The 22600-nt window shown below is 54.3% G+C and carries 12 protein-coding genes; 5 read left to right on the top strand and 7 right to left on the bottom strand.

The annotated features are described in order from the left end of the window. Positions 1–81: 81 nt before the first annotated feature. Entirely contained in the window at positions 82–1917 is a 1836-nt protein-coding gene (locus tag KF752_12400; GenBank protein ID MBX3422345.1) for a UbiD family decarboxylase, read from the bottom strand. 190 nt (positions 1918–2107) lie between these two features. Continuing rightward, a complete protein-coding gene (locus KF752_12395; protein ID MBX3422344.1) occupies positions 2108–3868 on the bottom strand; it encodes a tetratricopeptide repeat protein in 1761 nt (586 codons plus the stop codon). Between the two features lie 419 nt (positions 3869–4287). Between KF752_12395 and KF752_12390 the strand changes: the two genes are divergently transcribed. Further along, entirely contained in the window at positions 4288–7149 is a 2862-nt protein-coding gene (locus KF752_12390; GenBank protein MBX3422343.1) for an exo-alpha-sialidase, read from the top strand. A gap of 43 nt (positions 7150–7192) precedes the next feature. Here the strand turns inward: KF752_12390 and KF752_12385 are convergent, their stop codons facing one another. After that, the gene (locus tag KF752_12385; protein MBX3422342.1) at positions 7193–8281 is read right to left on the bottom strand and encodes a calcium/sodium antiporter; all 1089 of its coding nucleotides are present in this window, start codon (positions 8279–8281) and stop codon (positions 7193–7195) included. A 164-nt stretch (positions 8282–8445) separates the two neighbouring features. Here KF752_12385 and corA point away from each other — a divergent pair, with 164 nt between their 5' ends. Beyond that, on the top strand, positions 8446–9408 hold the full coding sequence (corA, locus tag KF752_12380) for a magnesium/cobalt transporter CorA (protein ID MBX3422341.1): 963 nt from the start codon (positions 8446–8448) through the stop codon (positions 9406–9408). Positions 9409–9417: 9 nt separating this feature from the next. Here corA and KF752_12375 read toward each other — a convergent pair whose 3' ends face one another. Continuing rightward, a complete protein-coding gene (locus tag KF752_12375) occupies positions 9418–10758 on the bottom strand; it encodes an MFS transporter (protein ID MBX3422340.1) in 1341 nt (446 codons plus the stop codon). Positions 10759–10772: 14 nt separating this feature from the next. After that, a complete protein-coding gene (locus KF752_12370; protein MBX3422339.1) occupies positions 10773–11528 on the bottom strand; it encodes a pyridoxine 5'-phosphate synthase in 756 nt (251 codons plus the stop codon). 244 nt (positions 11529–11772) lie between these two features. On the opposite strand from KF752_12370, the gene KF752_12365 reads away from it, so the two are divergent. Beyond that, entirely contained in the window at positions 11773–16227 is a 4455-nt protein-coding gene (locus KF752_12365) for a neutral/alkaline non-lysosomal ceramidase N-terminal domain-containing protein (protein MBX3422338.1), read from the top strand. A 355-nt stretch (positions 16228–16582) separates the two neighbouring features. Here KF752_12365 and KF752_12360 read toward each other — a convergent pair whose 3' ends face one another. After that, positions 16583–17746 carry a hypothetical protein gene (locus KF752_12360; GenBank protein MBX3422337.1) on the bottom strand — a complete coding sequence of 388 codons (1164 nt, stop codon included), beginning with the start codon at positions 17744–17746 and terminating at the stop codon, positions 16583–16585. A gap of 141 nt (positions 17747–17887) precedes the next feature. Continuing rightward, entirely contained in the window at positions 17888–19378 is a 1491-nt protein-coding gene (locus KF752_12355) for a hypothetical protein (GenBank protein ID MBX3422336.1), read from the bottom strand. 592 nt (positions 19379–19970) lie between these two features. Between KF752_12355 and KF752_12350 the strand changes: the two genes are divergently transcribed. Next, positions 19971–21968 carry an ATP-binding cassette domain-containing protein gene (locus KF752_12350; protein MBX3422335.1) on the top strand — a complete coding sequence of 666 codons (1998 nt, stop codon included), beginning with the start codon at positions 19971–19973 and terminating at the stop codon, positions 21966–21968. Between the two features lie 50 nt (positions 21969–22018). Continuing rightward, complete coding sequence (locus tag KF752_12345) at positions 22019–22480, top strand: thioredoxin family protein (GenBank protein ID MBX3422334.1); 462 nt, start codon at positions 22019–22021, stop codon at positions 22478–22480. Positions 22481–22600: the final 120 nt, after the last annotated feature.

The following is a 22600-nucleotide window of genomic DNA, read 5'->3' as shown; positions in this document are numbered from 1 at the left end:
AGGAAGCATACGTGATAGTCCGCTAAGTTTTCTGCCGCGTCAGACAGGAAGTGCAGATGATCCGAATTGCGAATGATTCATCTACAAATACCTGGCCAGTGCATCGTTGCGGCTGGCGCGGGCGTCGACCTGGGCGGATATTTGTGGGTCTTCAATCAGCGGTGGGGCGTGATGCGCTTTTCGGCGGGCGTCGATTACCAGCGAACCGAGGCAGCCAAAATGCTTGTCTACCAACTCGGCACCCAGCCCATATACATCTACCGCTGGATCGCTGCGAGTGAACGTTGCCCACAGCCAATTGTCCAGCGACTGCGCACAGAAGCGGCTATCATCAACGACCACAATCAACGGAAAACCCTGGGGATGTTGTGCGGTGGGCCAGTGATCACATTGCTGCCGAACCCAATCGGTACTTTGACGCGCAACATGAGGTTGCGTCTGAACGACCATGACCCCTGGCAAAACGACAGCCGGTTGACTCCAGCCAGCGGGCAGCGTCAAATCCGCAGGAATAGTGGCAGCGAGATTCCTCGACGGCTGGCGGCCACAGGCAACTATCAACTTCGAGCCTTGATTGAAACCAGTACCAGAGTAATCCAAGGTGTCCATGGTTGTGTGCGTTACGAAGTGCAAGTCCCGCTGCCATAGCACACGCTGCAGGATGTAGATGAAGAATTCGCGAATTTGGTTGGCTCTCGGAGCCTCCGGATCCAAGCCATCGATGATCCACAGATACTTGGCTAGGGAAAGTTGCCCTTGTCCCAAAATGGCGCAGGCCTGTGTCATCAACTCTTGCGGGCGTTCTGGTCGTTGATATGGCGTGTAACGCTCGCTACCGACGGCCAACAACAGCGGGTGGACTCCAGAAGCGTCCACGGCGTGCACTTGTCGCACTCCCGGCAGAACAGTCGGGATTACCGGATCGGTTAACTCGTGAATCAACTGTCCGAACGTCGTGTCTTCTTGCGGTGGTCTGCCGACAACGGTCATTGGCCATACGGCATCGTCGCGATGATACACGGCTTGCACTTGGAAGACCGGAAAGTCGTGAACTCGAGCATAGTACCCTAAGTGATCGCCAAACGGGCCTTCGGGCTTGAGTAACCCCGTGACTACTCGACCAACGATGCAGAAATCCGCGTCGGCGTATAAAGGTGCCAGCCCTGGCAGCATCAACATCGGAATGCGATGACCGGCCAGCGCACCGGCGAAGCCCAACTCGCTCATGCCCTCCGGAAGCGGCATGACGGCAGACAGCGTCATGGCCGGTGTCCCGCCAATGGAAATATTGACCGGTAAGTCCTGCCCACGAGCAATTGCTGCAGCGTGGTGGACACCGATGCCGCGGTGAATTTGATAATGCAGTCCGCACTCACGATCGGTCGCATATTGGTTCCCGGACATCTGCACCCGATACATGCCTAGATTCAGCCCGCTCAATCCACTGTTGCCCGGTGCTTGGCTGAGTACCTGGGGCAAGGTTACGAATGCTCCACCATCATCGGGCCAGCAGACGACGTGGGGCAGTTCACTTAGACGACATTGGTTGCGCATGACGGCTGCACCATTCGCCCTGCGCGGCATCATTCGCCAGCCGACAGCGGGCAATCTCCACAGTCTCCAGGGACGCCGCAATGCTTCGTGTGGATCAGTCTTGACTTGCACCGCTTGGCGCACAGCCTCAATTTGGCGCCGAAAAATAAAACGGGCTCGCTCGAGCGTTCCGAATAGATTCGATGCCACCGGAAAGCGGCTACCGTGGACATTGGCAAACAGCAGTGCAGGACCCGCATTGCGATAAACGCGGCGATGGATTTCGGCCAGCTCCAAGTGCGGGTCCACCGGATCGTCGATAATCAGCAAATGACCGTGCCGATGGAGGTCCTCCACCAATTGCCGAGTGCTTCGATATGTCATGTTGTAGAACGCTAGAGACAACAACGGGCTAGTAGTAATCTTCCAAGCCGCAGACGCGTTGCCCGACCAACTTAGTATACGTATTCCTCGGAATCGTCGCGATGAGGGAGTACTATGAAAACATGTCTAGTGCCATTGGGAAAGCTGGAAAATCCACCAGCCTAAAGGCTGCCACACCGGCTGTGCCTGGCTACTCAAGGTAAGGCTGCCCACGCATGTAAATTTCCCGGCGAGACTGGATCGAGCTGGCTAGCTGCGGATTTCTTTGGTCTACTGCCAGGGCAATCGCGCGATCAGCCTCGAGTACTGCCTGGTCAAACCTTCCGCCAGCAGCATAGGCGGCTGCCAGCGTATCCAAAATTGCCGGGTTCTCCGGCGACAGCTTGTTTGCCAACTCGCCAAGTCGAATCGCTTCGACTGGGTCACGCAACTTGCTATCTTTGACTGTGGCCAGAATCCAGGCGAGGTTGTTGGCCAGCTTCGAATTATCGGGGTACGTTTGAATCAGATTTCGGAAGCTCTCAATGGACTCGGCGAATCGGCGCTGAGCCGCCAGGGCGGTTGCCAGACCAGCTTGTACGTCCTGAGCGGGATTGATTGATTCTGCGCGCCGATAGGCCTGCACGGCCTCGTCGGCCCGGCCAGTCATTGTCAACGCCGCGCCCAGGTTCGACCACGCCAAGGCACTATCTGGACTGACTTGTGTCGCACGAGTAAACAATGCCTCGCTATCGCGCCAGAAACGCTGCTGGCGAAGAGTGGCAGTCACCAAGAGCGCTAACGCCACTGCAAGGCAGATCAAAATCGGCAGTCGCGTTTGTGGCGATCGTTGAACAAGCGTTGCCAAAGTCCAGCTGATGATCCAGGCCACTCCGATTGACGGTAAATAGGTATAGCGGTCGGCGTGTGCTTGACCGCCTACTTGCACCAGACCAATCACGGGAATTAAAGTGCCCAAATACCACAGCCAGCCAATCATGAAAACTGGAACACGACGCCGTAAGACTACGGCCGCCAGAATCGCTAAACTGAGTGCCATGCTGGCAGCAAACACAACGGGCCAACTTATTTGCGCAGTGCGAAATGGATAGAAGACGGCCAATTGCTGCGGCCAGATTAATTGCCCCAGGTAGATCCAATACGCCGACAGTGCGTTGGTCAACCTTGCCGCTAGCGAAAGCCTGTCGGTCACTACCGCTCCACTGACCCATTGAGAGTAGTAGGTTAGACAGCCAGAAATCAGGACCAGCCCCCCAAGCGGCAACTTTTCACGTACCAGTGGCACCAGGGCTCGCAGATCCGGCACACGCGTCGTCCACGAAAATCGACCAAGCGGCCAATAGTCGAGCAACAACAGCACGAACGGTAGAGTGATCACCATTGGCTTGGCCATCACTCCAGCCGCAAAACCAACCAATACAGCACAATACCGCCACCACGAATGACTGCCTCGCACATAGTGCACGTACAAGCCAATTGTGACGATCCAAAATAGCCCGCTCAGTACGTCCTTGCGTTCCGCAATCCAAGCGACACTTTCAACTCGGAGCGGATGCCAAGCAAACAGCGCCGCCAGCAGTGCACTGCTCCACAAGCTTCGGGTCATCATCCACCACACGCCGAACAGTAAGGCTGCATTCATACCGTGCAGTACTACACTGGTAAGGTGATGGCCAAAGGCCGACTGCGGGTTGACTCCCCATATCGTCGAATCCAGCAAGTGCGAAAGCCACGTCAGCGGATGCCAATTGCTGACCTCGGTGCTAACGAAGGCCCAGCCAATTGCCTCCAGGCTAAGCCCACGGCGCACGTGAGGATTTTCAGTGACATATAAATTGTCATCGAAATTGACGAAGCCACACCTGGTGGCTGGCCAGTAGATGGCTACTGTGGCCAGAGCTAGCCCCAGCGCCACGGCAACGATCTGCCATTGCCATAGACTTTCAGACACTATCGACGTCGACGGGCTTACCTGCGCCGATTGACTGGTCCTAGCCCGCGCTCGCTGTTTCGCTGTCGGCTCGTGTTTTTTCTTAGACGCCATGCCCGGCAACTCAAACTAGCGATTTCTAACATCAAGCCGCGATAATCATTATCAATTCGCATGATCTTAATCGGCAAGACATGTTAAACTAGTGCTCCCTAGTGTCAAGCAAAGCTGCCTTTGACAACATTGGTGCTCACCGCTTTCATATCTGCCAGAGGAGATCATCCGTGCAACCTTCGTTCATCGCTCCTTGCCTGTTAGCACTTTGCTGGGCAAGTAGTCAGCACCAGGCGGTGGTCGCTGCCGAATACAAACTACAACCTCTTCAGTACAACCATCCGAACTTGACTGTCGATTTAGGAGTTGGACTATGGGCTTGGCCAATGCCGCTAGACTACAATCAAGATGGCAAGCTGGACTTACTGGTCGCTTGCCCTGACAAGCCATCCAACGGCGTGTGGTATTTCGAGAATGCGGGTCGAGCCGGCGAGAAGCTACCGCTTTTCAAGGCAGGTGTGCGACTTGGACCTGCCAGCCACAACATGCAAGTGTCTTATGTTGCTGGACAACCTCGCATTTTGATTCCTAGCGCCGAGTACACCGACTTCCGTAAAGTGGGATTCGAAAGTCCAACGCCTATTTACTCGCGATCGAACGTCCACGATCCGGCACGGCGCATTCGAGCCAACATGTGGCGTTACGTGGACTTTGATGGCGATGGAGCCCACGATCTGATTGTGGGAGTTGGCGACTGGAGTGATCTGGAGTGGGACCACGCTTACAATGCTCAAGGCCGCTGGCGCAATGGTCCTTTGCATGGATACGTGTATTGGATGAAGAATCACGGCACGGACGACCAACCAAATTATTCGCAGCAGCCTGCGCTGTTAACCACCACCGATGGAAGCGCCATCGACGTATTTGGTTGGCCTTCGCCAAATTTTGCAGACTTTGATAACGACGGCGACTTAGACCTTCTGTGCGGCGAGTTTTTGGATGGCTTTACCTACTTTGAGAATATCGGCACGCGCCGGCAGCCAGGCTATGCCACAGGCAGAAGACTTACCACTACCGCCGGACTTCCGCTGGTTATGCACGTGCAAATGATTACGCCCACAGCCATAGACTGGACCGGTAACGGTTATATGGATTTGATCGTTGGCGACGAAGACGGGCGAGTTGCACTGATCGAACACTCTGGCACCTTCGAACACGGCGTACCGCAGTTTCACGATCCTGTCTACTTTCAACAGCAAGCCGACACGTTGAAATTTGGTGCATTGGCTACCCCGTATATCGTTGACTGGGACGCCGATGGGCAAGCGGATATCCTATGCGGCAACACCGCTGGCAACATCGGCTGGTTCAAGAATCTTGGGCGAGGCCAAGACGGATTGCCCAAATGGGCTGCACCCGTGCTGCTCGAATCCACGCTAGACAAACAGCCCTTTCGCGTCATGGCTGGCGACAACGGATCGATCCAAGGGCCCTGCGAGGCCAAATGGGGCTATACCTGCCTTTCGGCTGCCGACTGGGACCGCGATGGTCGCTGCGATATTATTTACAATTCGATTTTTGGGCGCTTGGGCGTGCTGCGAGCAACTGCCAATCCGCAACGCGTAACACCCACGGTCTTCGATTCTGGAGTTCGTGAGCTACCGCCTAAGTGGGCATGGTGGCAAGCACCAGCCAGCGATACTTTGACTCAGTGGCGCACCACGCCGTTAGTGTTAGATTTCAATGGTGATGCAAAACTGGATTTGATTGCGCTAGATCAAGAGGGCTACTTAGTACTTCGCCCAAATTGCGGTCCTGCCGAGAGAATTTTCGTCGACGAAGACAATCAACCTGTGCGTCTGAACGCCGGCTCGTGCGGCAAGAGCGGTCGGATCAAACTGGCCATGGTCGATTGGGACAGCGACGGGCGGTTGGACCTGCTGGTCAATTCGCGCAACGCTACTTGGTATCGCAATTGTGAGGATCGCGAGGGAAAGTTGGTGCTCAAGAAGGTGGGCGATCTGGCTGATCGCGATGTTTCTGGACACACCTGCAGCCCAACCGTCGGCGATTTGGACGGCAGCGGTAAGCCAGGACTCTTACTGGGCGCCGAGGATGGACGACTGTACTACATTCGACACCAAGATTGTCAACACTTCTCTAACGAGCAAATACAGGCCCGCCCAGCAGCTCCGACGGAACCAGCCAAGTTTCCGGGTTTTGTAAGCGAGGAGTTCATCTATCAGAATGCAAGTTTTCCGCAGTGCCACGCCAGTACCTTGGTCGAGACCAGTCGCGGCCTCGTGGCCGCTTGGTTTGGGGGAACCCGTGAAAAACATCCGGACGTTGGAATTTGGTCCAGCTACCACGATGGTCAGCAGTGGAGTGCGCCCGTCGAGTGGGCCAATGGAGTTCAGCATGACGGCAAGAGACACCCCTGTTGGAATCCGGTGTTGTTCCAACCGCCGGGTGACGCACCGACCTATTTATTCTTTAAAGTCGGTCCTGATCCGGATTCTTGGTGGGGCGAAATGATGGTCAGCTACGATCGCGGTCGCAGCTTCCGAGATCGTCGGCGTTTGCCTGAAGGAATCGATGGTCCTGTGCGCTGCAAGCCGATTCTATTGCCTGGTGGCGTACTGCTGGCTGGTTCGTCGACAGAATATGACGGTTGGACGGTACACTTCGAGCGGATTCAACTGCAGAACGGCATGATCAGCGGCCCCTGGCAGCGCATCGGCCCCATCAATCACAAGCAACAGTTTAATGCAATTCAACCTACATTCTTAAATCACCCCTCTGGCAAGATTCAGGTTTTATGTCGCACTAAGGAAGGCGTCGTTGCGACTAGCTTTTCTGACGATCGAGGACTAACCTGGTCGGAGATGAAGGCCATCGACCTGCCCAACAACAATTCAGGCGTCGACGCAGTGACACTGGCTGATGGACGGCACCTACTGATCTACAATCATCTTGGTAGCGGTGTCACCGGCTGGGGCAGACGAGGCCTCTTGAATCTGGCCATCTCAAACGACGGCATGCAATGGCACAAGGTTGGCATCCTAGAACAAGAAACTAGAGCCGAATTTAGCTATCCTGCCATCATTCAAGCGGCCGATGGCCTAGTGCACATGACCTGGACTTGGAAGCGCCAACGAGTAAAGCACGCAGTCGTCAATCCAACGCTGATCGAGGTTGGTGAGCCACTCGGTTTGGGGCCTTGGGATGCAGCCAGCCCTGCGCCATAGAGACAGTTGACTGGCATGCACTGCAAATGGCTTCAATATGGCTTCAATCATAGGTCGCAGGCGGTTGACCCCACGCGCGAAAGACTGTTACCAACAGCGTAATCACCGTAAGGGGTATGACAAACACCAGCATGATCAACGCAAACCAGCCAGCTGCGCCGGGCGCGGCTGCGTTTAGGATCAGGAAGACTGTATACGCAATATAGTATCCGAAAAACAAACCGCCTTCCCAGCGAGCGATCGTGTTGCCTGTGAAAAAAATCGGCAGGCAGGCCACAGTCACGGCAATCATGATTGGAATATCAAGCTGCAGAGCATCGCGGGAAACCGCGATGCCTTGTGGCGAGGCTAGGCTGGCAATCCCTAACACGCTCATAATGTTGAATAAATTGCTGCCCACAACGTTTCCAACTGCAATATCGCGCTCCCCACGAATCGCAGCCATTATCGACGTGGCCACTTCGGGCAGCGAGGTACCGACAGCTACGATCGTCAAGCCAATAACGAGTTCCGAGATTCCCAAGCTTCGCGCAATATCTACGGCTGCTTCCACGAACCACCTTGAACCCAAAATCAGCATTGCCAGCCCAACCGCAATCAAAGCCAAGTTCTTCAATATGCTGCTTAAGCCTGAGGATTTTTCAACAGGCCCAAATTCTGCTTCGTATTCTGCTCGAATACCAGCCTCTTCTTTGCGGCTCTTGACCACGGCAAAAGCTGTATAGGCAACCAATCCGGAAGCCAATAACAATCCGTCCAGCTTGCCGATCAATCCATCGTAGGCCATTGCGCCCATAATCAGACTAACCAAGACCAATAAGGGAACATCCAGCCGAATTAGCTGCTGCGACACACGCAGCGGCACGATCAGGGCTGAGATACCCAAGATGAAGAGTATGTTGAAGATATTGCTACCAACAACGTTTCCCAACGCCACATCGGGTTTTCCAAGATACGCCGATTGGACGCTGACCACCAATTCTGGCGCGCTTGTTCCGAAAGCCACGACTGTCAATCCAACTACCAGTGGTGAGATCCCACAAACCACAGCCAGCTTTGTCGCTCCGCGTATCAACAATTCTGCACCAGCGGTCAAAATTACCAAGCCAGCGACTAACATCAAAAGCGCCATCGAATCTCTCTTCGTATTGAGAACGCGGTAAACTACGCGGACTGAATCGGAAAACGACAGTCTACGAGACTTGGCTGAAGGCGATAAGGGGCCTTGCCCAACTTCCCAGCGCTGGTAAAGATCAACAGTGTGGTCGGCATCAAACGCTTAAAAACCAGTAAAAGATGTTTCGCACGCTAGAAACTACACATTCAGGCTCGATCTTCGGCACTAGCGACCTGGCTAGCGTTGACCTACCTGCCACGGGGTGCATCCGTTGGATCGACTTAACTGCTCAAGACGAAGCACAGCTTGCTATATTGGCAGAGCGTTTTAGGTTCCATCCGCTGACGATCGAAGACTGCGCACATTTTGATCAACGTCCCAAGCTGGAATCATACGGCGAGTATCTATTTGTCGTACTGCATGGTTTTCGACCGCTAGCCGACGACAATCAAGTTCCCGACCCTTATGAACTGCATATTTTCTTAGGCAAAGATTACTTGGTGACGGTCCACGCCGAGCCGATTCCGGCACTTGAGACCGTGTGGCGCAGAATCGAGTCGGACAGCAAGTTGCTTCATCGAGGCAGTTCGTTCATCTGCTACTTACTGGCCGACGCAATTATTGACGCCTACTTCCCAGTGCTGGACCAGATTTCCATTCACGTGGACGATATTGAAGAGCGTGTGCTGGATCGTCATCACTTGGTCGATCTTAGTGAAATCTTTCTATACAAGAGGCTGTTGGTGGCCTTGCGGAGAATCCTGTCGCCACAGCGCGACGTTCTGCTGATGCTGGCCAAGCAGGGCGATGGCTGGGTGGACGAACGTACCTCGCTTTACTTTCAAGATGTGTATGACCACGTACTGATTCTTACCGAATCGGTGGAGTCGACTCGTGATCTGCTGGGCAATGCACTAGAGGCATACTTGTGGAACGAATCGCAGCGGACCAACGAGATCATGAAGCGGTTGACGCTGTTAAGCGCGATTTTTCTACCGTTAACTTTTGTTACCGGTTTCTTCGGGCAAAATTTTGCAGATATTCCGTTTGAAAATCGGGCCTTGCTAGCGCTCATGCTGATAAGCTGTGCCGTCATACCTGCGAGCATGGTCTATTACTTCAAACGCAGTCGTTGGTTTTAATGCCCAGCTTTACCCTTCTAGTTCGGCCTGTTGATGACCGCGCTGGACGTTCACCAGAAGTACAAAGAACCAACCAATGATGAAGAAGACTAGTAAGCTCAAGACAGCGTAGTGGGCGCTGTTGGTCACATGCAAAATGGTGGCAAATAGGATCGGCCCCATCATACTGACTGCTCTGCCTGATAAGTTAAAGAATCCCATAAACTCGGCAGAGCGCGACGGCGGTGTCATCATCGCCATCAAAGCGCGGCTGACCGACTGGGCCCCCCCCATCACCAAGGCCAGCACTCCCGCCATCACCCAAAACTGTGGCTTGGTGGTCACAAAAAAGGCAGCCACCAACAAGCCCACCCACACGGCTAAGTTAATGTGTAATGTTAGCTTGGTACCAATCCTATCCGATAACCAACCCATCATCAGCGAGCCCGGCAGCGATATGAACTGAACCATCAAAATCATCATCGACAGTTCACCTGCCGCCATCTTCAACTCGCGTTCGGCAAATACCGAAGCTTGAGTAATTACCGTCTGCATACCGTCGTTGTAAAACAGGAAGCCAATCAGAAACAGAGCCAGCGGAGCATAGCGGCGCACACTACGCAAAGTCTGAAACACCTGTGCAAAGGCAGCTTGCGTTTGTGGAATTAGCGAAAGCGGCTGGATCTTGGGCGTGGCCTTGTCGCGAAGGATAACCAGTGTTGGAATCGAGAAAATCGCCCACCACAAGCCCATGATGACGATGCCAACTCGCAAATGCGGGACCACATCAATACTCGGGTCGGGTAGTCCCATGACCTGTCCGTATTGCAGCACCACAATTGCCAAGGCCAACGCCAGTCCTCCACCGACGTACCCCAGGCCGAAGCCCCAAGCCGAAACACGATTGATACTTTGCTGGTCCGCAATTTCCGGCAGGAATCCGTTATAGATTCCCCACGACAGCTCAAAGCCCAGGCAGGTCAAAAAGAACAGAACGGCTATCAACCACGTCTCTGTAGGCGGGACAATCCCCATCAACGTTCCGCAGCCTGCTCCCATGACCGTTGCAAACACAAGCCAACTGCGTTTGTTGGCTCGGGCATCGGCCATAGCGCCAATCACGGGCGATGCCAGCGCAGCCAAGAACATGGAGATTCCAATACCGTAGGCATAGATGTTGGCGCCTGTAAAAATCGTTCCTTCGCGCGGAAAAACAACGGTAGTGATGTAATAGACCACAATGGTGATCTGTATGGTCGACCAGGCGCTACTGCCCCAATCATACATTGCCCAAGCGATCTCCTCGCGGCGTGTGCCTGGTATTCGAACGCCATTCACAGTGGTGTTTGAATCGACAGCCGGCTTAGACATAGTTGTTCACCCGTTTAGGATCGTGATTGGCTACCGCTGCACGCCGCCATAAATCTTTGAACCGTTTCAGTCATTCCAAATTCCAACGCATCGGCGGTGAGCGCATGGCCGATCGAAACTTCCAACAAGTTCGGAACTGCGGCGACCAGGGGGGGCAGGTTGTCGACGGTCAGATCGTGGCCTGCATTGACACCAAGCCCCTGCTGACTGGCAAATCCGGCTGTGCGCACCAGCAGCGATAACTCCGAGCGCGCCGCTTCGGCATTGTCATACGTGACTCCGTAAGGCCCCGTATACAGCTCGATGCGGTTAGCACCGACATCCTGAGCCGCTTCCAGCTGTTGCTCAGTAGCATCCGGGTCGCAGAACAGCGAAACGCGAGGAACCACCTGATGAAGTCGGGCTACGATCGACTTCAAGAAATCCCGATGCGCAATACAATCCCAGCCGTGATCCGAGGTGCTCTGCGAGGGATCATCTGGGACAAGCGTTACTTGATCAGGCCGGTTCTGGCTGACAAGCTCCATGAATTGCGGCGTCGGATAGCCTTCAATGTTCAGCTCAACACCGCGGCGCGCAGTCAGCTCACGCAGCGGTTGTAAGTCGGTGAATCGAATGTGACGCTGGTCTGGACGCGGGTGAACCGTTAGTCCGTGCGCGCCTGCATCCAGCGCCAGCCCGCCCAGATGCAACAGTGAAGGCCAAGGCAAGTTTCGCCGGTTTCTCAGCATGGCCACGGCGTTTAGGTTGACCGAAAGTTGTGCAGCCATTGCCTTCTCGATATTACCGCTTCTGCGGGTCTGCTCAGTCGCCGACCGAAGTTGCAGATTCTACGAACCGGACGATACTTCCTCAAGCCACCACGCGCCCTGCCTTGTGAGGGTGGTGCTGATTTTGCAACAAATACTGAATTACGTTGCCCAGAAGTGTTTGGGCAAGTTGGAGCAGGCAATGTCGACGGGTATCCTAAATTGCTTTACGAATGAAGCGCTGGCCGTAAGAGAGGCTCCACCAATGATTAAATTCCTGACAAGAATGATATGTGCCGCGACAGCGTCCGTTGGATTGCTGCTCGTTTCGGTAAGGGCTTCAGCGAGGGAGAGAGTTTTTCAGGCCGGAGCGGCTGCGGTGAGCATCACTCCGGAGAATCTGCCGGTACATTCCGCTGGCAGCATGACGCCGCGATTGGCCAGGGCAGTACACGACGATTTATTCGCACGGTGCCTAGTGCTGGATGATGGCCAGATGCAAATCGCGCTGGTGACTTGTGACAGTTGCATGCTACCGCGCGAGCTGATGGATGTGGCCAAGGAATTGGCTCAGCAACAAACCGGCATTCCTACCGAAAACATATTGTGCAGTGCGACGCATACTCATTCAGCGGTCTGTGCAGTGCCGGTGTTCCAGAGCCCGGCCGATGAGCCTTATGTTGCATATTTGACCAAGCAAATTGCAAAGGCAATAGCCACGGCACATGCTCATCGACAGCCAGCACGCATCGGTTGGGGTGTGGGCAATGCGCCCCAGCATGTTTTCAACCGTCGCTGGCACATGCGACCGGGAGTGGCCAATACCGACCCCTTTGATGCTGGAACTGACCGTGTGCGCATGAATCCACCTGCCAACCACAGGGAACTGTTGCGACCGGCTGGCCCGACAGATCCAGAAGTCTCTGTGCTGGCCGTACAATCGCTGGAGGGTCATCCACTGGCGATCTGGGCTAATTACTCACTGCATTATGTCGGTGGAATTCCAGGCGACAGCCTGTCCGCTGATTACTTCGGCTACTTTGCTCAAGAAGTCGCGCGACACATTCAACCCGATACTAAGGGGACTCCGCTGATTGCGGCGATGACCAACGGTACTAGCGGCGATATCAACAACGTCAACTTCTTCGAAACTACCACCAATCGCCAACCCCTGCAGCAGATACATGTGGTAGCCGGCGATCTGGCTCGCGTCGTGCATGGAGTTTACCAACGTATCCCATTCCACGACTGGGTACCGTTGGCCATGCGACAATCCAAGCTGACTGTTGGCGTTCGCAAACCATCGCCCGAGGAAGTCAGCAAAGCCAAAGACACGCTAGAATCCGCAGGTCCAGCCCCATGGAGCAAACTTAATGCCATCTACGCCAACGAGACGGTACACCTAGCCGACTTTCCGGACCATGTCGAAATTCTACTGCAAGCAATTCGCATTGGAGACCTAGGAATTGTTAGCTCACCCTGCGAAACGTTCGTTGAAACCGGACTGGCAATCAAGCAACTTAGCCCACTTCGCCCCACGTTCACCATCGAATTGGCCAATGGGTATAACGGCTACCTGCCAACTCCCCAGCAACATGCACTGGGGGGCTACGAGACATGGCGCGCCAAGTCGAGCTATTTGAGCGTGGATGCCGAGCCGCAAATTCGTCAAGCGCTGTTGAATTTACTGCAAACGGTCTCAACACCTGAACAACCCAGGGTGGATACGGGAGCCAAACAACCCGCACCGATCCGCGACGCGCTGACAACTATCGAGAGTACACGTGGTGGCCGGCATTGGGTGGATACGCCCATTCAGCCGCCGCTCCGCCCCGAAGAATCGTTGGCCGACTTCCTGGTCGAGCCGGGGTTGCGAGTCGAACTAGTGGCGGCCGAGCCCTTGGTCATGGACCCGGTATGGATCGCCTTCGACGAACACGGACGCATGTTTGTGGCCGAATATGCGGATTATCCCACAGGACCAACCGACGACGATAGCCCGCCTCTTTCGCGCGTGGTGATGCTGTTGGACGAAGACGGAGATGGCCAAATGGATCGACGACATGTATTTGCAGATCAGCTCGATTTTGCGCATAGCCTGATGCCGTATCTCGGTGGATTGCTGGTAGGTGCCAAGACAGAGATTCTGTATCTCAAAGATACCGATGGCGATCATCGAGCTGATGTCCGAGAAACGTTGTTTAGCGGCTTTACCCCACCACATCCGCAAATGCAAATCGGTTGTCCGCAGTGGGGAATGGATAATTGGATTTACTTCACCTATGGATCAGGAGATATTAGCCTTCACGAACACTCGACGATTCGAGCGGCCGGTGTTGGCAGTCCGACACCCACTGCTACCGCGCCCGGCAACACCTCCATTAAACTTGTCAATCAGGACTTTCGCTTTTCACCGCTCAGCTTTGGTTTTGGAGCTGCCAGCGGTTTCGGACAATTCGGCAACACGTTCGACCAGTGGGGGCGCAGGCTGCTGTGTACGAATCGAAATCCAATCATCCATGCTCCGATTGAATTGGAATTGTTAAGTCGTAATCCGCTGGTCGCGCCACCACCCCAACAATATGACGTGGCACCCTCGGGTGCCAACTCACGGGTATTTCCCCGTGTGAAAATGAAAAGCAACTACCTGTCACACGCGGGCACATACACATCGGCCTGCGGCACCACCGCCTACGTCGGGGATCAGCTAGGCGCGCAGTTTGACAACAGCGTGCTGGTGTGCGAGCCCATTGGGCATCTGGTGTCGCGATATGTGTTGGAGCCCAATGGAGCTGCACTGGCTGCCAACCGGGCTCGACCTAGCCAAGAATTTCTGACATCGACTGACACTTGGTTCCGCCCGGTCAGCCTAGCCAACGGACCCGACGGCACGTTGTATTTGGCGGACATGTATCGCTTGTGGGTCGAACATCCGCAGTTTCTGCCGGCTGAGGTTGCACAGCGTTTGGATTGGCAGGCGGGTAAAGATCGCGGCCGGATTTGGCGGATCGTTTCAGCCGACCACCGCAATTTGCCGGTTGCCCTGACTAGCACCCCCAGCAATTGTCAGGCAGTCAATATGCTCGGCGACAGCAACGGCTGGCGACGCGAGTTGGCTCAGAGGCTAATTGTTGAGCGCAACGCTATTGAACTTGCTCCGCAGCTTCGAGGCTGGATCCGTCAAGACTCAAACGCTCACGCTGCCCAGCGGTCGCTGTGGATACTGGATGGATTCCAGCAGCTAGAGCCAACGGACGTCCAGGCCGGATTGAACTCGAAACATGAGTTCGTTCGACAGGATTCTGTTCGCCTAGCCGCACGGTTTTGCGACAATTCGAATGTAGCTGAGTCTGTATTGGCTGCAGCTAGCGATGCTAGCCCATACGTGAGGCTGTGGTGTGGGTTGACTCTGGGTCAGTTACGCGATATCCGAGTGCCCGGTGCTCTTGCACGTCTGGCGACGACGCATCCACTGGACGACCTGACCGTTTCCGCGATCATGAGTTCTGCGTTGAATCAAAGTGCACGGGTGCTGGAGAGATTTGCATATGAGACGGATACCTCACACCAACTTGTGGCCAGCTCGACAGCTCGACGATTGGTCCAACAGCTCGCAGTCACTTCGGCTGCCTGTGGCGATCCGACTGAGTTGACTAAGCTTCTTGAGGTTCTATCGGCTCCAAGCACTGCCCAAGAATGGTGGGCCAGCGCTGCTCTGAGTGGCCTCGATGCGGGACTGAGACGTCATCAAGGCCCCCTGGGACGCACTTCCTTGGCACAACTCTTAACTAAACCCTCTGATGAGTTTGCTCCGTTCGTCGAACCCATCCGTCAGTTGTTGCTCAAGGCAACCGTCGCTGCCAGCGTTCAATCGGCTGACATGAATCAGCGATTGACAGCTATTGAACTTATTGCTCATTTACCAAAACAGTCAGCGATGGAGACATTAGCAGAGCTGTTTGCGGATAAACAGCCCACCGAAATTCAAACTGCGGCATTGGAGGTTTGGATGCAGCTCGACCGCTCATCTGCCGTCGCCGCACTACTGCGGCGCTGGCCGTCGCTCAACCCAGGCGTTCGCAGGTTTGGACTCGACACACTGTTGGGTCACCGCGATACGACGTCTATAGCCCTTCAAGCCATGGCGGATGGGACGATTCAAGCGGCATTGGTCGGTACAGATCAACGCGCTGTGCTGCTGGCCCATCCCGATCCTAAAACTCGACAGGCGGCACAACAGGTCCTGGGCAGTGCGGTGTCACTGGATCGCTACCAAGTTGTCCAGAGCTATTGGGACTGCCTGAAGCTGATTGGGGATCGCAAAGCGGGCGAACAGCTCTTTAGGAAATCTTGTTCTGCTTGCCACCAACTGGGCGGCTATGGCCATCAGGTAGGCCCAGACATCAGCGACTCCCCCAACCGCTCGCGCGAGGCGCTGCTGATGGATATCTTGGATCCCAACCAAAAACTGGAGCCGCAGTTTATCGCCTACCAATTGCTGACTGTGGATGGGCGGTCACTTCAGGGATTAATGATTGCCCAAGATGCTAATCAAATCACTTTGAAGCTGGCCGACGGCGTCCAGCACACCGTAGCCCGATCAGAAATTGAACTTCTGCAAGCCACAGCCACATCCCTGATGCCAGTTGGATTTGAAACGGACATTCCAGTCCAGAAAATGGCTGATCTCTTAGAGTATTTGCAAGGCAGTAGTTATTAGATGCATCCCAGTTAGGGGTCTAACCCAACGTCCCAAGGTTAGACACATAACGTTGGGCGTTTTTCCGATACTATTTGGACGCGATGCCCGGTACCATTTTGACACACTGGCCCAAGTTGCAAAACATCGATGCGATTAGAGAGGCTCCGACTCTCGACGGAAGTGTGGCCGTGACTTGGATAGTATGTCGCAGCCAAGTCCTGGTAAAGCATCTGCGACCTACGGCACAAGTTGGTGGGTGCTCGGCCGACAGAGGCCCGCAGTGACTTGGCAGTCGCTGGACTCACTAAAGACAAAGACCACAGGTAGTCCCTGTGGTCTTTATTTTATTAAGTTCTTTGACTCTAGCTAGCGATTAAGGGGCAATTACTGTTGGGGGAGGAGGAGTACTGCCACCGCTACTGGCTAGGGCTACTATCCCAGTGGCCAGACCAGCTGCGCCAAGCAAGCCACCGCCAGCAAATAGCCCGCCACCGCCGCCACCGCAGCAGCCGCCACCACCTGCAAAGCCTCCACCGCTACACGGTGAACCACCGGCACCATACGCCTCGACGATACCGCAGGACTCGCACGGGCCACCAACAATCACGCCTTCCGATGCAGCAGGAAAGACATCGGACTGATGAACTAATTCAGTGTTCAATGTATCAGCCGCTACCATGTTTGCTGCGTTGGCCGCTACAAGATGTACTTCCGATTGATTTGAGGCTTGCTTGACTTCTGAAGCAATGTCATCGTCTACTGCTTGGAACTTGAAGGCCGCAAACCCATCTGGACCAGCTACCAGCATGTCGTACACACCCGGCGCAACGTCTGCAAATTTGTAGAAGCCGTCCTTGTCAACCAGCGCTTTGTCCAGCACTTCCCCACCCTTAATGATGTGGGCAACGCTTCCGGACAAATCTTGCTCTGAGTAACTCCAACCTGGACGGGACACTCGTCCAATCAAATCGCCATCCTGCAACTTAACTTGATGATCGCGATTGAACTGTCGCTGTGTCGCGATCGGGTCAATCTTGTGTGTGCGATAATATTGATCTTCGCCAACCGTCAAGTCGGCAGGCACCATGCTACTGACCATCAACTCGCGGACCTTATTGCCAATCGTGGTAGTGTACACATCCAATGTACTCGCCAAATGGCCGGCATCAGCAGGCAGGATATGCAGGGCGAACGTCGCAAATGTGTAATCGCCTATCGCCTGCAAGGCATAGGAACCTGGATCGACTCCTTCGATCTGGAACCAACCATCAGTGCCAGATACGGTTTCAAAGACGATTTTGCCGTCGCGGGAGAGAACGATCTTATTATCGATGCGTCCCCGAAGAGTGTCGGGCGACTCGATCACCACGATGCGTCCAACAATCTTGCCGTCTTCTTGCAGCCTAACCCATTCACGTTGGTGCAAACGGTTGATCATGTCCACGCTCTCAATGGCGACTGGTCGCTCATTAGCTTGAGCGTACAAAGACGATCCAGCCGCTAGCAAAACTCCGCACAGCAGGTATTTCAGATTCATTGCCGGTTCTCGATTCTTGATGCAGGTTAGAAATGAAGCTGTTTGAGTATGACATTATTATGAGACTCGCAGCCCGAGTTTGTTCTGGAAACCGCTGAATCTCTAGTTCTATTACAATTGGACTAATACTAAAAGTCAAGCCTATGGTTTAGAGGAAGTTGAATATATCTCACTTACGCCACCCGCACTTCGGGGGGGCGAGATCGGACTGCGAACCTTGAAGTCCTGCCCGCGTGTGCGTTCGCCTAATGGAACGACTCTGGCCGACTCATCAACCTTTAGCAGTCCCAAAAGCTTCTCAATAGAGATGGTGGTCAGTCCGTTTTGTCGAGCTTTCTCTATGAAACGCGCATACTCCTTGCTGCGTTCTTCTGCCGTCGCGCTTTCGGCAACGCTAGACACGTCACTTCCAATTACCAGATAGCTGGTACTATGGGTAATCCCTGGCAGGTCGCCCGGTGTGTCCGCACGAGTCGGAACTTCGGCATCAATTGTTCCGCCAGCGTTGAGAATCAATTGCCTAATCTGGCTTATATCGTCTGTGAAGTTATCCTTGATCCCCATTTTGCCAACCAATGCAAAGGCAACTTTGCGTCCAGGGCGCCAGGCGGGTGAGTATATTAAATCCCCGGTCTTAACGATATTGCGATAATAGCGCGTCCGGGCTACCGAATCATCGGTATCAAAATAGACTCGACCGCGGGCATGATTCTCTGCCACCTCTTCAATGATCATGTTAGCCTTAGGAACAGCCTTAGCGGTATGAGTTTCATTAGCGTCCAGGATCGCAAATGGAACCCCGCGAGTCAGCCCTTGAGCCTTCCCAATATTGATCCACACCAGTGACCCCCCGTCGCGAACGTCGATGATTCTTCCTTGCGGAGTCGCATAGTCGGGATTGAGAAACTCTTGCAGTTGCTTGGTTTGTTTGGCGATGGCCTCCGATTGACTCTTGTTCACTTCTTCAAGCCGCTTGTTGTCGCTGGTGATTGCGGTCAATTTCGAGTCAAAATCAGCCTTATAGTCGTTGTATTTTTTGATCGTATCAGCCATTTGGCGATTGAGCTCTTGCATCTTCGACTCAAACGTGGCACGCACTTCCGCCAGGTCGTTTTCGGCCTGCTTTTGGGCCTTTTCGGCTGTTTCGCGAGCTTGCCGATGGTCTTCGATCTCCTTCTGCATTTGCTGCTGGAGCGCGGTTGTGCGCGTGCGAGCCTCAGCCACTTCTTCGTTGCGCTTGCGTATCGTCTCAAGTAGGTGTTGGGGCAGCTTCGAAAGGTTTTTATCGCTCAGCGGGGTGTTGACCGGAAACAGCGCTTGGGCTTTGCTGAATTCCAGTTCGGCATCTTTCAGCTTGGGATCCTGCTTGAATTTTTCCGCCATGCTCTCCAAGTCCTGCTGAGACCACTGTCCAAAACCCAGCATTGACAAAAGGCGATCAACTTGTTGGTTGGCCGTGGTGAACTCTTGTTGCGCCGTCGCCAGTCGTTGGGCCTGGGCATCGAACTGGGCCACACGATCGCTGTAGGCGCGCCACAGAAAAAACAGCCCGACCAACAACATCAGCGAGACGATCGAACTGGCGATGACGTAGGCTTGCCAAACAAAGAGATTCCTATCTCGAACTGCCATGTGTGGGTCCCGCTTGGGGGTGATGAGTATTTTGGTCGATGAAACACGAGATCATGGCGGAAAAGCTGGAGATGGCCGCCTACCTTCTCAAACCTTCCAGTGTATTTAAGCACGTTTCGATCGTCAAATACTCTCCAAACTTCCGGGCCCCACCAAAGCGCGTTCCACCCGTACAATCCGTGCAATCGTTACTAATTATACGGGCTTGGGGACCGAGGGTGGTCATGGTGAACCCATATTCTCAACCCGGGATCCCTGATGCGGTAGTTGAGGGCCACGCTGATGCGCTGCCCGGCCGCAGCTGACTTCAGGCACATGAGATGACATTTTTACCCGTGTCAGACTCGGACGTATTGCATGGCGTTCACATGCTAGCAATCAGGCGATCTTGCCCTGGACGCAGCCAGTCCATTTCGCCACAATCCCCCCCGTCCATCGGACTTTCGATGGTCCACACTTTGTCGGGACTCCAGAGTCCGGAAGGAAACTTCGGCTATCGGGTGATTTCGCACCCCAACGTTCTGTCAGGAGTGCCTGAATCGTGATTCGTTGTGTGCAACAGCGGTAGCCCCTGTCAGTCGGTATTCACTCCATGAATAGTTTCATTCAGTTTCTTAAGGGTGCCAAACGCTACTGGGCCTCGCTCGTCACTGCAACCGTGTGCTCATTCGCAGTAGCCGCACTGTGGGGAGGCAACATCGGTGCGTTCTATCCCATATTAGAGGTCACTATTCGGGGCAAGTCAGTCCACCAATGGTTTGATGAACAGATCACGTCTCTTGAATCCCGCCTAGCAACTTTGGACGAGCAACTGCTGGACATACAGGCTCAGCGTAACGAGATCGTTCACTCGACCCAGGAAGTACAATCAACGCCTGCTTCCCCGAAGACTGAGGAACTCGCCAGACAGCTGGACGCAGTCACATACGAGAAGAATGATCTGTCACGGCAGTTGAGCGGCTATCATCGAGCGCTGCCGATAGTACATCAGTGGGTACCCGAAGACCCTTTCACCGTGATTGTTCTGATCGTCGCCATTCTGTTGGTGTCGACCCTCGTCAAGCATGCGTTCATGATCGCCAATGACTACCTGGTAGGACGCGTGGCGGTGGACTTAACGCGAGAAACCCGTGTTCGATTGTTTTCGAAAGCGGTTCACCTGGAACGCGCTGCCTTTGCCAAACACGGCTTGAGTGCATTTCAGTCGCAGATATCACACTCATGCGATCTGCTGTCCCAGGGACTATCGGCCACCTTTGGGGCCGCTATTCGCGAGCCACTCAAGCTTATTGCGTGCCTGATTGGCGCGGCCATCATCTGCCCGCGGTTGTTACTGTTGAGCCTTATCGTCGCCCCCGTGTTGGGATGGATACTGTATGCAATCACCCGCCAGATTCGTAGCAATACCGGAAGGATGATCGGTCGTGTAACCGGATTTCACGGAATCATGATCGAATCGTTGGCCAATGTGCAGACGATTCAAGCTTTTGGGATGCAAGATCATGAAGTCCGGCGTTTCGAGGAGGCGACTTGGGCCACTCGCAAATTCCGATTGAAGTATATCCTCTTGGCCGCCTTGACCAAACCGGTCATTGAGTTTCTGGGCGTTGGAATGTTAGGTACGACCATCGTGGCCGGTGCGCATTTGGTACTGAACCGCGAAACACAACTCTTCGGGATCACGATATGCTCCGAACCACTGAGCGTCTCGGCGCTGCTTGTGTTTTTTGGAATGTTAATCGGGGCCAGTGATCCGCTACGTCGGTTAAGCGCGGTGTATGGCCAGATTTACGCGGGAATCGTGGCTGCCGAATCGATTCACAACCTGCTTGACCAACCGATCGCGATCCGCGACCCCGAGACTCCTGGCAGCGTCCCACGCCACCATCGAATACTTTCGCTATGCAATGTGGACTTCGGTTATTGCCCTGAGAACCGACTGCTGCGCGGAATTAATCTCAACATTCCGTTTGGTACAACTGTAGCCATCGTCGGGCACAACGGCAGCGGTAAGTCAACTTTGATCAATCTGCTGTGTCGCTTTTACGACCCACTATCTGGGTCCATCAAACTGGACGGTGTGGATTACCGCGATATGCGACTGGACGACATTCGCTCGCGCATTGCTCTGGTCAATCAGCAAACCGAATTGTTTAACGAAACGGTAGCCTACAACATTCGCTACGGAAACCCTGCGGCCAGCGATGAACAGGTGCGCGCAGCAGCTTGCGATGCTCAAGCGTCAGAATTCATTGAAACTGTTCTGGAAAACGACTATCAAACACGAATCGGCAGCAACGGGCAGCGTTTGAGCGGAGGGCAAAGACAGCGAATTGCCCTGGCGCGCGCCCTACTTCGGGAGCCGGAGATATTAATCTTGGATGAGGCCACGAGCCAGGTCGACATGCACAGCGAGCAGTTGCTGCGGCAGGCATTAGCTACGCACCGAGGGCGACGCACCATGATCATTATCACACATCGTGAGAAATTACTTGAATTGGCCGACGTAGTTTACGAAGTCCGCGCGGGACAGCTTGTGCAAACATCGCAAGCCAACGTTCATTCGACACTTCAACGAGACGTGGCATGACCATGAATTACATGACCGATCTGGACAGACAGGCTACTAGGAGTTCCTGAATGAATTACGTCCGAACATTCGTCTGTGGCTTGACGTGGCTGGGTCTAACGTCAATGGCCATCGCGCAAGCAACCGATTCCGATGACGGACGGATCGTCTGGTTGCGCAGCGCAAGCGAGGCAGCCGAGTTGGCCCGTGAAACCGGTAAGCCAATCTTGGTCTATGCCCGATCGGAGAACTGCTACTATTGCGACTTACTACAAAAGAAAACATGGCAAGATCCGCGCATCGCAGCTCAAATCAATCGCGACATGATTCCGCTTAAGCTGACGCTAGAAGAGAACAAAGAAGCGATTGAAGCCATGAAGATCAAAGGCTTTCCCAGCACCATCGTGTTTTCGGCCGACCGGCAGTACGTGGCACGTATTGATGGCTACGTGACTGCTGGCGAGTTCATGTCGCGAATGGCCAAAGTCCGATTGACACTCGCCCAGCAATCTCCAGTTACGGTTGTACGGTAAGACTTGCGACCAATACGAGCATACCGGCCCGCTCCCCTTGCCAGCCTGTAGAACCCAAGCTCACTCACCGTCTGGCCACGGTAGCCAGTCAGGAGCCGGGCAGCCAAACACTCACATTCG

The organism is Pirellulaceae bacterium, from assembly GCA_019636385.1.
In the GTDB taxonomy this organism is placed as follows: Bacteria; Planctomycetota; Planctomycetia; order Pirellulales; family Pirellulaceae; genus Aureliella.
This window is presented reverse-complemented; position numbering and strand designations above follow the sequence as displayed.